The organism is Dietzia sp. CW19, assembly GCF_014145265.1.
Lineage (GTDB): Bacteria > Actinomycetota > Actinomycetes > Mycobacteriales > Mycobacteriaceae > Dietzia > Dietzia natronolimnaea.
In genome coordinates, this window is sequence record NZ_JAALEE010000312.1 from 1 (window position 1) to 12,819 (window position 12,819).

The 12,819-nt window shown below is 69.2% G+C and carries 12 protein-coding genes and 2 pseudogenes; 10 read left to right on the forward strand and 4 right to left on the reverse strand.

The window, feature by feature from the left end:
* From G6021_RS09840 to G6021_RS09855, 4 genes and pseudogenes are all read left to right on the forward strand, one after another.
* Positions 1-216 (forward strand): annotated as a pseudogene (locus G6021_RS09840) (thiolase domain-containing protein); the annotation flags it as partial.
* The gene (locus G6021_RS09845; RefSeq protein ID WP_182641182.1) at positions 213-731 is read left to right on the forward strand and encodes a nuclear transport factor 2 family protein; all 519 of its coding nucleotides are present in this window, start codon (positions 213-215) and stop codon (positions 729-731) included. The pseudogene G6021_RS09840 and the gene G6021_RS09845, both read left to right, overlap by 4 nt.
* Before the next feature lie 2 nt (positions 732-733).
* A complete protein-coding gene (locus G6021_RS09850; protein ID WP_182641183.1) occupies positions 734-1,639 on the forward strand; it encodes a TIGR03619 family F420-dependent LLM class oxidoreductase in 906 nt (301 codons plus the stop codon).
* Between the two features lie 464 nt (positions 1,640-2,103).
* Positions 2,104-2,943 (forward strand): type IV toxin-antitoxin system AbiEi family antitoxin, encoded by an 840-nt coding sequence (locus G6021_RS09855; protein WP_182641184.1) that lies wholly within the window; start codon positions 2,104-2,106, stop codon positions 2,941-2,943.
* A 288-nt stretch (positions 2,944-3,231) separates the two neighbouring features.
* Here G6021_RS09855 and G6021_RS09860 read toward each other — a convergent pair whose 3' ends face one another.
* Together G6021_RS09860 and G6021_RS09865 are read right to left on the reverse strand one after the other, a co-directional pair.
* Positions 3,232-4,257: an alpha/beta hydrolase gene (locus tag G6021_RS09860; RefSeq protein ID WP_182641192.1), complete on the reverse strand. Its 1,026-nt coding sequence runs from the start codon at positions 4,255-4,257 to the stop codon at positions 3,232-3,234.
* Positions 4,258-4,426: 169 nt separating this feature from the next.
* A complete protein-coding gene (locus G6021_RS09865; protein ID WP_182641185.1) occupies positions 4,427-5,671 on the reverse strand; it encodes a cytochrome P450 in 1,245 nt (414 codons plus the stop codon).
* A gap of 171 nt (positions 5,672-5,842) precedes the next feature.
* On the opposite strand from G6021_RS09865, the gene G6021_RS09870 reads away from it, so the two are divergent.
* The 4 genes from G6021_RS09870 (at position 5,843) to G6021_RS09885 (ending at position 9,989) form a co-directional block, all read left to right on the forward strand.
* On the forward strand, positions 5,843-7,009 hold the full coding sequence (locus tag G6021_RS09870) for a steroid 3-ketoacyl-CoA thiolase (protein WP_179524565.1): 1,167 nt from the start codon (positions 5,843-5,845) through the stop codon (positions 7,007-7,009).
* Position 7,010: 1 nt separating this feature from the next.
* Positions 7,011-7,598 carry a GNAT family N-acetyltransferase gene (locus G6021_RS09875; protein WP_107748763.1) on the forward strand — a complete coding sequence of 196 codons (588 nt, stop codon included), beginning with the start codon at positions 7,011-7,013 and terminating at the stop codon, positions 7,596-7,598.
* Between the two features lie 80 nt (positions 7,599-7,678).
* Entirely contained in the window at positions 7,679-8,098 is a 420-nt protein-coding gene (locus G6021_RS09880) for a nitroreductase family deazaflavin-dependent oxidoreductase (protein WP_179526148.1), read from the forward strand.
* 331 nt (positions 8,099-8,429) lie between these two features.
* The gene (locus G6021_RS09885; RefSeq protein WP_182641186.1) at positions 8,430-9,989 is read left to right on the forward strand and encodes a hypothetical protein; all 1,560 of its coding nucleotides are present in this window, start codon (positions 8,430-8,432) and stop codon (positions 9,987-9,989) included.
* 125 nt (positions 9,990-10,114) lie between these two features.
* On the opposite strand, the gene G6021_RS09890 is transcribed toward G6021_RS09885, so the two are convergent.
* Positions 10,115-11,032: an SDR family oxidoreductase gene (locus G6021_RS09890; RefSeq protein ID WP_182641187.1), complete on the reverse strand. Its 918-nt coding sequence runs from the start codon at positions 11,030-11,032 to the stop codon at positions 10,115-10,117.
* Between the two features lie 29 nt (positions 11,033-11,061).
* Complete coding sequence (locus G6021_RS09895) at positions 11,062-11,835, reverse strand: SDR family oxidoreductase (protein WP_182641188.1); 774 nt, start codon at positions 11,833-11,835, stop codon at positions 11,062-11,064.
* A 78-nt stretch (positions 11,836-11,913) separates the two neighbouring features.
* Here G6021_RS09895 and G6021_RS09900 point away from each other — a divergent pair, with 78 nt between their 5' ends.
* Both G6021_RS09900 and G6021_RS17320 read left to right on the forward strand, forming a co-directional pair.
* Entirely contained in the window at positions 11,914-12,708 is a 795-nt protein-coding gene (locus tag G6021_RS09900) for an enoyl-CoA hydratase family protein (protein WP_179524561.1), read from the forward strand.
* A pseudogene (locus G6021_RS17320) lies at positions 12,705-12,819 on the forward strand (acyl CoA--acetate/3-ketoacid CoA transferase subunit alpha); the annotation flags it as partial. The gene G6021_RS09900 and the pseudogene G6021_RS17320, both read left to right, overlap by 4 nt.

Consider the following 12,819-nt stretch of genomic DNA (forward strand, 5'->3'; position numbering starts at 1 on the left):
CTGCCCGTCAACCCGTCCGGCGGCGTGCTGTGCTCCAACCCGATCGGCGCGTCCGGCATGCTGCGCTTCGCCGAGGCCGCCCGGCAGGTCATGGGCCGCGCCGACGAGCACCAGGTCCCGGGGGCACGCAAGGCCCTCGGCCACGCCTACGGCGGCGGGTCCCAGTACTTCTCCATGTGGGTTGTGGGGACCGACCGTCCGGAGCGTCACTCATGAGCAATCCGTACCTGGATGAGACCGGCCAGTATCGGCCTCTGGAGATGAGCGACGCCGCCCTGGCCAGTCCCGCCTTCGCCGCCGCGCGCCGCTCGTGGGCCGCGACCAACGCCGGCGACCGCGATGCCTGGATCGCCGGATGGTCTCCCGAGGGCACCATCGAGGATCCCGTGGGTCCGTCGATGTTCGATGCCGAGGGCATCGGCCACACCGGCACGGAGAGGCTCCTCGAATTCTGGGAGAAAGCCGTGGCCACCCCGGACCACATCGAGTTCCGCTTCGATCGGGGGATCGCCGCGGGCGACGAACTGCTCTGCGTCGGCACCATGCGCACCCACATGGGCTCCAGCATCATGGAGATCGACATCGCCGTGGACTACCGCGTCGACGCCGACGGTCGTCTGGTCTCCCTTCGCGCCTTCTGGGAGCAGGACGTGGCCATGGCCTCGGGACTGCGGCCGCTCACCGACGACGACAGGGCCGCCATCGCCGGCGCCGCCGGAAAGGGCCAGTGACCATGGGCCGCGTAGTGGACGCCGAGTTCTCCGTCCCCATCTCCTTCTCCCCCGTCGATCAGATCATCGATATCGCCCGCGGTGCCGAGGCCGCCGGCTTCGACCGGATCGTCCTGCCCGACTCGCTGTTCCACCCGCGACGCCAGGACGAGGACTACCCGTACACCCCCGACGGCTCGCGGATGTGGGACGAGAACACCCAGTGGGTGGAGCCGCTCATCGCCTCCGCGGCCATGGGCGGGGCCACCTCGACCATCCGCTTCTGCCCGCAGGTGCTCAAGGTCGGCCCGCGCAATCCGCTGTTGCTCACCAGGCAGGTGGCCTCGGTGGCGTTGCTCACCGGGAACCGCTTGGACCTGGGCGTGGGCATCGGCTGGGACCCCAACGAGTTCGAGTGGTGCGGCGCGCCGTTCAAGGGCCGCGGAAAGCGCACGGACGAGTCGCTGGCGATCATGCGCCAGGCCCTGCGGGGTGAGTGGATGGAGTTCCACGGCCAGCACTTCGACTTCGACGAGCTGATCTTCACCCCCGCGCCCAGCGAGCAGGTGCCGTTCTACGTGGGCGGACACACCGAGATCGCGCTCAAGCGGGCCGCGCGCGTGGGCCAGGGCTGGACCAGCGCCATGATGGGCTACGACGAGATCGTCGCCACCGTCCGGCGGCTGGGCGAACTCCTCGAGGCCGACGGTCGCTCGCTGGCCGACCGCGGCGACGGCACCCCCTTCGCCATCCAGGTGGTCTGCCTCGACCGCTTCGGCACCCGGGGCTTCACGGAGCTGGCCGAGGCCGGGGTCACCGACATCATCGTGATGCCCTGGATGGTCGACGGCCACGGGTTCGACTGCTCCACCGAACAGAAGCTCGAGTCCATCGCCGCCTTCGGCGAGAAGTACGGTCTCGGTTCCTAGCCCTGCCCAGGTCTCGTCAGCCCCCGGCCAGCCTGCCTGGCGGACATACCCCCGCGGTTGGCGGACATGCCCCGAGGTTGGCGGACATGCCCCCGCGGTTGGCGGACTTGCCTCCGCGGTTGGCGGACTTCTCGTGCGATTCCGGGCCCATTTTGGCACCTCCTGCCCGCCAGCTGAGGAAGCATGTCCGCCAACTCGGGGAGCGGGTCCGCCCGGTCTGCCGGACCGCCACGTGAGCCAGGCGGACTGAACTCGTCGTAGTTCCTGTGAATCGTCGTCATCCCTGTCCACATGGACGTCGTCACCCGCCGGTCGACACGTGATGACCGGTCAGGATTGCCGTCATGAGACGCGACCGGCGATTCCGAGACACCCGGCCTCCCACTCCGCTCCCCGCCTCGTTGGCGGATGCGGTTGCAGGCGGGCAGCCATTCGCGGCGAGCCAGGCTCTCGAGACCGGACTGGTGACGAGATACGCGCTCCGATCGGCGTTCAGAATGATCGTCCCCGGTGTGTACGCCGCGAAGGGGGCACGGCTGAGCAGGTGGGACTTCATTCGTGCGGTCGACATCTGGGCGCCTGCAGACGCGGTGATCGGAGGGTGGTCCGCCGCGTACCTCCATGGGGAACACTGGTACTCGACAGAGCGGGGCAACGGCGTCGTCGATGTCTTCACCTCAGCCGAGCCCCGCGTGCCGACCGGGGTTCGGGAGCGCCGGCTGCGGCAACCCATCCCGGCCGCGGACGCGTGCGAGATCGGCGGAGTACGAATTACCGCACCAGCCCGAACCGCGGTCGACGTGGCAAGGTGGTCCACTGGCGCTGATCGGAGGATCTGCATCGTGGACTCCGTGTGCTTCGCCACCAACACCAGCGTGCGCGCGGTTGCCGACGCTGCAACGCGGATGCCCGGCCAACACGGGGTCTCGAGGGTGGTTCGACTGCTCGACGCCTGCGACGCGGACGCGCACTCTCCGCAGGAGAGCCTCCTCCGGCTCAGAATCGAGCGCTCTTCACTGCCTCAGCCTGTCTCGCAGTTCGAGATATGCGAACCGTCGGGGCATCTCCTCACAATTGCCGACCTCGCGTACGCCCGCGAGAAGGTCGCGATCTTCTACGACGGCAGGCATCACGGAGATCCGGAACAGTGGCGCCGGGACCTCCGGATCACCGCTCGGTTGGCGGACCTTGGCTGGCAGGTCGTCCGTGTGACAAAGGGAATGCGCCCGGAGGAGGTCATCGGCCATATCGCGAGTGCCCTGACCCGCGCCCGACGAGACCTCCGGCACCTGACTTCATCCTGAACGAGCCCTCGCGTGGCAGCTGGCGGGCACCCCACCTCGCTTGGCGGCCATGTCCTCGCCGTTGGCGGCCCTGTCCTCGCCGCTGGCGGACACCCCCTCGCAGCTGGCGGACCCGATATGCGAAAAGCGGGCCTGAAACGCGAAAAATGCCCGCCAGCCCGAGGCGCCTGTCCGCCAACCGGAAGCTCGTGTCCGCCAGCCAGGCTCGGAGCAGTCGGGGGGCGTGCTGGAGAGGTAGTCGGGTGCGAGCTCGGGCGGGGGCGGGGTGACATGCGCCTGCCGAGTGCCTCAGGCAGGAACGGCGGCCGCGATGTCCGCCAGGCAGGCGAGGATCTCCCGGTGGGTGTCCTCCGTGGCCTCCAGGTGCATGAGATGCCCCGCCGGTGAGGAGATCGCGCGCACCATCCGCACCTCGTCGTGATGACGCCCCAGCTTGGAGAGCGGATCCCGGCCGTGGAAGCCCTCGAGGTCCGGGTCGTGCTCCGAGTAGAGGAAGTAGAACGGCACGGGGTTGGTCTGCCGCTCGAACTCCTTGCGGGCGAACCACGACACGTCCATCGCCCGGTACCACTGCAGCGGACCGGCGAACCCGGTCCGCGCGTACTCGGCCTCGTAGATGTCCATCTCCTCGACGGTGAACCACCGCCACGGCAGCGGCGGCGCCTCGGGCAGAGCCTCGAGATAGGTCGACCCCGGGGGGTGCTGCCAGACGTCGAGGTAGTGGTACTCAGCGGACAGGGCCCAGAAGACCCGGGTGAGGAATTCGCGCTCGCGGCCGGCGAGATCGGCCTCCGCCACTCCCGGCTGCGTGAAGTAGTTCAGGTGCAGGAAGTGCTTCTCGGCCATCATCGCCGAACCCTCCAGCGGCGGCACCGACCCGGCGGTACCCATGAACGGGTTCTCCATCCCGATCACCGCGCGCACCCGCCCCGGTTCCAGATGGCAGGTGTCGTACGCGACGCCCGCGCCGAAATCGAAGCCCACCACCACCACGCGCGCCGCACCCTCGGCGTCGCACACCGCCAGGACGTCGTCGACCACCTCGCGCGGCGAGTAGGCCTGGACGTCGGCCGGCGCATCCGAACCACCCATGCCGCGCAGGTCGGGCGCGATGACCCGCCACCCGGCTGCGGCGAGGACGGGGATCATGCGGTGCCAGGTGAACCAGAAGTGCGGGAAACCGTGGAGGAGGACCACGGTGCCCGGGGGGCCGTCCGCGGAACCAGGGTGGCCGTCCGCGGATGCCGTGTCCGGTTCGGCGACGACGTAGTGGAGACGGACGCCGTCGCGGTCGACGTAGCGGTGGTCGAGCATGTCTTTCACACTGCCTCCTCCGGCCTCCGCCCGACGGGGTTCGGCCTAATCGATGGAGCCTCTCCGAGGGATGACGACGAGGCCCGCCCGGAGAGAACCGCGGCCCCGACCCGGCCTGGCGAGAAGGCGGGGTCGGGGCCGTGGGCCGGGCCGTGTGTGGGGGCTCGGGTCAGCGCATGACCGGGCACTTGTAGTCGACCGACCACTCGGTGATGCCGTTGAGCCACCCCGAGCGGATGCGGGAGGGCTCCCCGAGGGCCTCCAGGTTGGGGAGGTGATCGGCGATGGCGTTGAAGATCAGTTCGATCTGCAGCCTGGCCAGGTTCGCCCCGATGCAGTAGTGCGGGCCGTTCCCGCCGAAACTCAGGTGCGGGTTGGGATCGCGCAGGATGTTGAACGAGAAGGGGTCCTCGAAAACGTCCTCGTCGAAGTTCGCCGAGCCGTACATGATGGCGGCGCGGTCGCCCTTCTTCATGGTCACGCCCCCGATCTCGACGTCCTCGGTGGCGGTGCGCTGGAACGACGTGATCGGCGAGGCCCAGCGGAGGATCTCGTCGTACGCGGTCGCGGGGCGCTCGGCCTTGAACAGCTCCCACTGGTCGGGGTTGTCGAGGAAGGCGACCATCCCGTGTGTGGTGGCGTTGCGGGTGGTCTCGTTGCCGGCCACGGCCAACAGCACCACGAACCAACCGAACTCGTCGGCGGTGAGCCTCTCGCCGTCGATGTCGGCCTGGATGAGCTTGGTGACCAGGTCGTCACGGGGATCGATCTCGCGCTTGGCAGCGAGGTCCTGCGCATAGGACAGGACCATGGCGTTGGCCATCTGCGACTCTTCGACCTTGCCGGGTACGTCGTAACTGGTCATCTGGTTGGACCACTCGAAGATCTGATGCCGGTCCTCGAGGGGGATGCCGATGAGCTCGGCGATCGCCTGCAGAGGCAGCTCGGAGGCCACCTCGGTGATGAAGTCGCCGCTGCCCTTGGCGGCCGCGGTCTCGACGATGACCCGCGCCTTCTCGGCGAGGTGGTCCCGGAGCTTCTCGATGTTGCGCGGGGTGAAGCCCTTGGAGATGGTGCGCCGGTACTTCTTGTGCTCTTCACCGTCCTGGTTGATGAACAGCAGGCGGGTCAGCTCGACGATCTCGCGCTCGGTGCCCGGTGCGAAGCGCGGGATCGCGGTGTTCTCGAAGGTGGAGAACACCTCGTTGGTGCGCCGGGAGATCTCCTTGACGTCCTCGTGCTTGGTGACCACCCAGTACCCGTGGTCGTCGAAGCCGTCGGCCCCGGGCTCGTTGGCGCACCACCGGATCGGTTCGGTGCGACGGAGGTGAGCCCACTCCGGATGCGGGAGCCGCTTCTCGTAGAGCTCCGGGTCCGTGAAGTCGAAACCCTCGGGGATGGTGACTGCCTGCACTGGTACTCCTTGACCGCGTCGGATGCGTCTCGTGCTCGTCGACCGACGACCCCGGGATACTGCGAACCCGGGACCCGAGCGGTAATCTAGAACACGTTCCACCCACCATACTAGAACACGTTCCCCCTGGGTCCCTGTTTTCATCGGGCCCGGTCACCCGGAAGGACCACCATGGGCAATCCCGTCATCGTCGAGGCCGTTCGCTCCCCGATCGGCAAGGCTCGCGGCGCACTGTCGGGCCTGCACCCCGCACACCTGCTGGGCGCCTCCCAGAAGGAGGTCATCCGGCGCGCCGGGATCGACGCGTCGCTGGTCGAGCAGGTCGTGGGCGGCTGTGTCACCCAGGCCGGCGCGCAGGGCAACAACGTCACCCGCGGCGCGTGGCTCGCCTCCGGACTGCCGTGGCAGACCGCGTGCACGACGATCGACTGCCAGTGCTCGTCCGCTCAGCAGGCCAACCACTTCATCGCCAACCTCATCCACGCCGGCGCGATGGATGTCGGGATCGCCTGCGGAGTGGAGTCGATGAGCTGGATCGCCCTGCGCGCGGCGGTCGGTAACGGGGAGAACGGGATGCCGCGGCCGGACGACTGGGAGCTCGATCTGCCCGACCAGTTCACCGCCGCGGACCGTATCGCCGCACGCCGGGGGATCACCCGCGAGCAGCTCGAGGAGCTCGGCGTCCGATCCCAGGCCAACGCCAGGCGGGCGTGGGACGAGGGACGCTTCGACCGCGAGACCTTCGCGGTCGACGCCCCCGAACGCCTCAAGGACGGCACCTACACCGGCGAGACGGTGTCCGTCACCCGGGACCAGGGCCTGCGCGAGACCACCGCGGACGCGCTCGCCGGCCTCAAGCCGGTCCTGGAGGGCGGCCTGCACACCGCCGGCACCTCCAGCCAGATGTCCGACGGCTCGGCCGCGGTGCTGCTCATGGACGAGGACGTCGCCAAGGCCCACGGGCTCAGGCCCCGCGCGCGGATCGTCCACCAGGCGCTGGTCGGCGGCGAGCCCGAGTACCACCTCGACGGCCCCGTCCAGGCCACCCAGCGCGTGCTCGACCGGTCGGGGATGTCCATCTCCGATTTCGACCTCTTCGAGTGCAACGAGGCGTTCGCCTCCGTGCTGCTCAGCTGGGCGCAGGTCCACGGGCCGGACATGGACAAGGTCAACGTCAACGGCGGCGCCATCGCGATCGGACATCCCGTCGGCAGCACCGGCGCTAGGCTCATCACGACCGCCCTGCACGAGCTCGAGCGCACGGACGGCGACCGCGCCCTCATCACGATGTGCGCGGGCGGCGCCCAGGCCTCGGCGAGTATCATCGAGAGGATCTGACATGAGCAGCAACGCCATCGAGACGGCCGCGGCCCGCAGGAGCGAGGTCTTCGCGGCCCTCGCGTCAGCGGACTCCAGGCAGGATGCCGCAGCGGCACTGGCCGACCTCCTCTCCATCCCCTCCGAGGAGGCCGAAGCAGTACTCCGGGCGCCGCTGGAGAACCTTCTGGGACAACCGGGCGACTCCTCCGCCCCCACCGGTCCGGGCGGCTTCACCCTGCACCCGTTCCGCGACTCGGAGCACCACAGGTCCCTCTTCCACTCCCGGTCCTCGGACGAGACCTCCGCGACCGGAGGCGCGTGGGACGAGAAGAAGACCGAGGCCGAACTGCGCGAGGGACTGCGGCGCGTCGAGGCCGAGTCGGCCATGTGGTTCGTCGCCGTGGACACCTCCCGAGACCAGCCTGTGGGCCTGGTGTTCGGTGAGCAGATCGACGACGGCGATGTCGACGTGGCCATCTGGATCCACCCCGAGGAGCGCAAGAAGGGCTTCGGTCTGGCCGCGCTGAAGGAGAGCCGACGCGAGCTGGCGGCGTTCTTCCCGGGCAAGCACGTGATCGTCCGCGCGCCGCTGTCGGGGTCCAAGTGAGCGAGAGTCACCCCGGGGTGGAGACCGGCGTGGACGATCCCCGGCGCTCCAAGCCGTGGGTCCTCGGCATCATCAAGGTGATGTCCCGCGTCAACACCTGGACGTACCGCGTCTCCGGTGGCCGTATCGGTGGCAACTGGCGGGTGGGATCGGCACTGAAGGCACCGGTTCCGGTCTGCCTGGTGACCACGACGGGACGCAAATCCGGCGAACCGCGCACGGTGCCGCTGCTCCACCTCCCGGACGGTGACCGGGTCCTGCTGGTCGCCTCGCAGGGCGGGCTGCCCAAGCACCCGCAGTGGTACCGGAACATCCTGGTGAATCCCGAGGTCACCATCCAGGTCGGGCGAAGGACCCGAGCGATGAGGGCGAGGGAGGCGACCGCGCAGGAGCGTGCCGAACTCTGGCCCCGCCTCGTCGAGCGCTACTCGGACTTCGCCTCGTACCAGGCCAACACGAGCAGGGTCATCCCGGTGGTGATCTGCGAACCGCTCGGCTGACGCCGGCACTCCCGCTCCGGCCGGGGCCTCTCCTTCCGAGAGGCCCCGGCCGCTGTCGTCTGCCCGGAGCATCACCCGGCTGCTGCCAGTGGCCCGAAGAACCAGGTTCGCGATCCCGCCGTTCTGGGTATTCGCTTACTCAGCACACAGGTGTTGACGACTGTTTATCAACCTCATATCACCTCATTGGTCACTTGCGTACCACTTCCTGAGCAAACCGTTGACACACACTCAGCCTTAGAGGATTCTCATCTAGGTGACGCAGCCGGAACGGCGAGCACCAGATAGACGCGGTCCCGACGGGACCACCACCATTGAGAGGACTTCTTTCGTGAACAAGTCAACCAAGGCCGCAGCCGTCGCTGCGACCGCGGCGCTCGCCATCTCCGGCGCAACCGGTACTGCCAGCGCCCAGAGCGCCCTCCCGGATTTCGGGATTATCGGCGATCTCCTCGATCCCTTCACCGGCTCTGCTGGTGACCTCGCCGGCGGATCGGCAGGCTTGAGCCCGCTCGAGGGCTCCGCCTCGTTCCCCGGCTCCTCGGACTTCCCCAGCTCGGCGGGTCTGTCCTCTGACCTTCCCGCATTCAGCTCGGATCCCCTCGGCGGATCCTCCGAACTGCCCCCTCTCAGCTCCGATCCTCTCGGTGGGTCGTCTGCATTGCCGGCCAGCTCGGATCTTCTCGGCGGATCCTCCGAAATCGGTTCCGCGGACATGGCACCGCTCTCAACAGACCTCCTCGGGGGCTCCGCCGAGTTCGGATCGACCGATATCGGTTCCCTCGGCATGATGCCCCTGTCCAGCGACCTTCTCGGCGGCTCGGCCGAGCTTCCCGCCTCGTCGGAGCTCCCGCCGCTGTCCACCGACCTGCTCGGCGGCTCCGCGGGCTTCACCTCGTCCGACCTGGCCCCGCTCGTCGGCTCCGCCGGCATGGCCCCGCTGTCGACCGAACTGCTGGTGGGTTCGGGTGACGTGGGATCGGACGGCATGACCCCGCTGTCCACGGACCTCCTCGGAGGATCCGCTGAGTTCGGCTCCACCGAGGTCGGTTCCCTCGGCATGACCCCGCTCTCCACGGAGCTCGATCTCCTCGGTGGTTCCGCGGAGTTCACCTCTTCTGATCTCGCGCCGCTCACCGGCTCCGAGGGCATGGGCTCGCTGGGGATGACCCCGCTGTCGACCGAGCTCAACTTCCTCGGCGGGTCCGCGGAACTCCCGCCGCTGTCCGCCAACTTCCCGGACGGTTCGACCGAGGGCATCGGCGGCTCCGCCGAGCTCGTCGGCGACGGGATCGCCGGGTCGCTGACCAACGGCTCCGCCAACCAGCTCGCCGGCTCGGTGGAGAGCAACTCCGCCGACCCGATCATCGGGTCGATCGCCGAGGGCGGGATCCTGCCCGCACTGTCCGGCTCCATCGAGGAGGTCTCCGGATCCCTCTCGGGCAACAGCGGCTCCACGGGCCAGAGTTCGGACCTGATCACCGGATCCACCGGTGGCAGCGCCGAGGTGTTGACCGGCTCCTTCGGTGACCTCACCGCGGTCAACGGCTCGCTCACCGCGCTGACCGGGTCGCTGGAGAACGGTTCTCTCCAGGGCGTCGGATCGACGAACCTCGGGTCCGAGATGGGCGCGCTCAGCTCCCTGGAGGCCGCGGCCAGCCTGGGCGGCGAGAGCGGTTCGGGAATCGCCCTGCTTCCGGTCCTGTCCCTGGGCGGCACGCTCGTCCTCGCGGGCGCCGCGATCAATGGTGGCGTGGCGCTCCCCGCCCTGCCCCCGATGCCCGGCCTGCCGCCGCTGCCCACGATCTGCGACCTGCCGCAGGAGCAGGTCGACCAGCTCGCGAACGCGGGATCGGTTCACGCGCAGGACTGCCCGGATCCCGAGAACTGAGTCACCCGATACCGGGCGCTGAGCCCGGGACCGGAGAAGGAGCCCCGCACCGAGCTGGTGCGGGGCTCCTTCTCGCAGTTCAGGCCGGGCGCAGTTCAGGCCGGGCGCGGTTCAGACCGGCGGGCTCAGCGGGCGCCGTACACGGACACCGGCGCGGGCGACTCGGAGAGCAGTCGCGGCACCACGGACCCCAGCTCTGCCGGGTCCCACTTGGCACCCTTGTCCTCGGACGCGGCGCGCTGCCACCCGTCGCACACGGTGACCTTTCCTCCCTCGACCTCGAACACCCGACCGGTGACCTCGGCGGACTCCGCCGACCCCAGCCACACGACGAGCGGCGAGACGTTGGCCGGGTCCATGGCGTCGAAGGACCCGTCCTCGGGCGCGGCCATCTGAGAGGCCATTCCCTCCCCGGCGGAGGTGGTCATCCGGGTACGCGCGGCGGGGGCGATGGCGTTGGCGGTCACGCCGTACCCCTTCATCTCGGCGGCGGTCTGGATGGTCAGCAGCGCGATCCCGGCCTTCGCGGTGGCGTAGTTGCCCTGTCCCACCGAACCGAACAGCCCGGCTCCCGACGAGGTGTTGATCACCCGGGCCTGGCGGGGCCGGCCGGCCTTCGACTCCGCGCGCCAGTACTCGGCGGCGTGCCGGAGCGGCGCGAAGTGGCCCTTGAGGTGGACGTTGATCACGTTGTCCCAGTCCTGCTCCCCCATGCCGACGAGCATCTTGTCCCGGAGGAAGCCGGCGTTGTTGACCAGTACGTCGAGCCCCCCGAAGTGGTCGATCGCCTGGTGGACGAGTTCACGCGCTCCCTCCCACGAGGAGATGTCGTTACCGTTGACCACGGCCTCGCCTCCGGCTGCCCGAATCTCCTCCACCACCTGCTCGGCCGGGGACTCCCCCACGTCCGATCCGTCGAGCCCGGCGCCGAGGTCGTTGACCACGACCCTGGCTCCCTCGGCCGCGAAGGCCAGGGCGTGCTCCCGGCCGATCCCGCGGCCGGCGCCGGTGACGATGACGACGCGTCCGTCGCAGATTCCCATGGTTCTCCTTGGATAGATGTTCGGTGATGTCAGGGACTGGTGTTGGCGTTGGCCGCCGAGAGGAACGCCGGCTTCTCGCCACCCCCGTGGACCAGGAGTTCGGCACCCGTGATGTAGGCCGCCAACGGCGAGGCCAGAAAAGCGGCCGCCTGGCCCACGTCCCGTGGGTCCGCCATCCGGCCCATCGGGATCGTGGCGTCCACCGCGGCCACACCGTCGGAGTCCCCGTAGTGCATCTCGGCGAGCTCGGTCTTGACCGGGCCCACCACCACGGAGTTGATCCGCACGGCGGGCGCCCACTCGACGGCGAGCGACTGCGTGAGCGAGTCGATGCCCGCCTTGGCGGCGCCGTACGAGGCGGTCCCGGGCGAGGGCCGGTGACCGGAGACCGACGAGATGTTGACGATCGCCCCGCCGGACGGCTGCATGACCCGGTTCGCCTCCTGGGCCACCGTGAGGGCGGACAGGAGGTTCAGCGCGATGATCTTGGAGTGGAAGTTGGGGCTGGCGTCGGCCGCCAGGGCGAACGGCGCGCCGCCGGCGTTGTTGACCACCACGTCCAATCGACCGTGTCGTTCCACGATCCGGTCGACCATCGCACGCACCGCGTCGGGGTCCCGGAGGTCGACGGAGTGGAACTCGAGATCCGCGACGTCGGACCCGTCGTCGGCGGGGCGCCGCGCGCAGGTGACGACGACGGCGCCGGCTTCGCGGAAGACCCTGCTGATCCCCGCGCCGACGCCACGGACGCCGCCCGTGACGAGGACGACCCTGCCCGCCAGACCCAGATCGATGTTCGACATGCGTGCTAGCCTACCAAGCAAGCGTTTGGTTAGTCACCCGACCGCTGAAGCACAGCGGCGGCGTGCGAAGGGAGCACCATGGGCATCAGTGTCGACAAGGGATCGGACGGCATCGCGACCGTCACCGTCGACTTTCCCCCCGTCAACGCCATCCCGTCAGCGGGGTGGTTCGAACTCGGCGAGCAGATCCTCGCCGCCGGGCGCGACCCGGAGGTGCACGTGGTGATCCTCCGTGCCGAGGGCCGGGGGTTCAACGCGGGCGTCGACATCAAGGAGATGCAGGACTTCGAGGGTTTCGACCACCTGCTGGCGGCCAACCGTGGGTGCTACGTGGCCTTCAACGCGGTCTATGAATGCGCGGTCCCCGTGATCGCCGCGGTGAACGGGTTCTGCGTCGGTGGCGGAATCGGACTCGTGGGGAACGCCGACTGCATCGTCGCCTCCGACGACGCGGTCTTCGGACTGCCCGAGGTGGACCGGGGAGCCCTCGGCGCCGCGACCCACCTGGCGCGCATGGTCCCCGCGCACATGATGCGCACCCTGTACTTCACGTCGCGCAACGTCACCGCCCAGCAGCTCCATTCGTGGGGGACGGTGTACGAGGTGGTACCCCGTGACCAGCTGGACGCGGCGGCGCGCGACCTCGCCGAGACGATCGCCGCCAAGGACACCCGGGTGATCCGCGCGGCCAAGGAAGCCATCAACCACATCGACCCGGTCGACGTGAAGACCTCGTACCGCATGGAGCAGGGCTTCACCTTCGAACTCAACCTCGCCGGCGTGGCCGACGAGCACCGGGACGAGTTCGTCAAGACGGGCCGCAACCTGGACAGACGAGACAACAGAGCCGAGAGGACGGGCGAGAACAAGTGACGACGACCCCCACCCCGCGCGACAAGCGCACCAGTCTCGACGAGGCCGTGGGACGCCTCTCCAGCGGCATGACCATCGGCATCGGCGGGTGGGGCTCGCGGCGCAAGCCGA

Bases quoted from the DNA above. Each gene is read 5' to 3' on its own strand.
- G6021_RS09860 (WP_182641192.1), bottom strand. From the start codon at position 4,257: ATGCTCGACCACCGCTACGTCGACCGCGACGGCGTCCGTCTCCACTAC.
- G6021_RS09880 (WP_179526148.1), top strand. From the start codon at position 7,679: ATGTCCCGCGTCAACACCTGGACGTACCGCGTCTCCGGTGGCCGTATC.
- G6021_RS09845 (WP_182641182.1), top strand. From the start codon at position 213: ATGAGCAATCCGTACCTGGATGAGACCGGCCAGTATCGGCCTCTGGAG.
- G6021_RS09870 (WP_179524565.1), top strand. From the start codon at position 5,843: ATGGGCAATCCCGTCATCGTCGAGGCCGTTCGCTCCCCGATCGGCAAG.
- G6021_RS09875 (WP_107748763.1), top strand. From the start codon at position 7,011: ATGAGCAGCAACGCCATCGAGACGGCCGCGGCCCGCAGGAGCGAGGTC.
- G6021_RS09890 (WP_182641187.1), bottom strand. From the start codon at position 11,032: ATGGGAATCTGCGACGGACGCGTCGTCATCGTCACCGGCGCCGGCCGC.
- G6021_RS09850 (WP_182641183.1), top strand. From the start codon at position 734: ATGGGCCGCGTAGTGGACGCCGAGTTCTCCGTCCCCATCTCCTTCTCC.
- G6021_RS09900 (WP_179524561.1), top strand. From the start codon at position 11,914: ATGGGCATCAGTGTCGACAAGGGATCGGACGGCATCGCGACCGTCACC.
- G6021_RS09895 (WP_182641188.1), bottom strand. From the start codon at position 11,835: ATGTCGAACATCGATCTGGGTCTGGCGGGCAGGGTCGTCCTCGTCACG.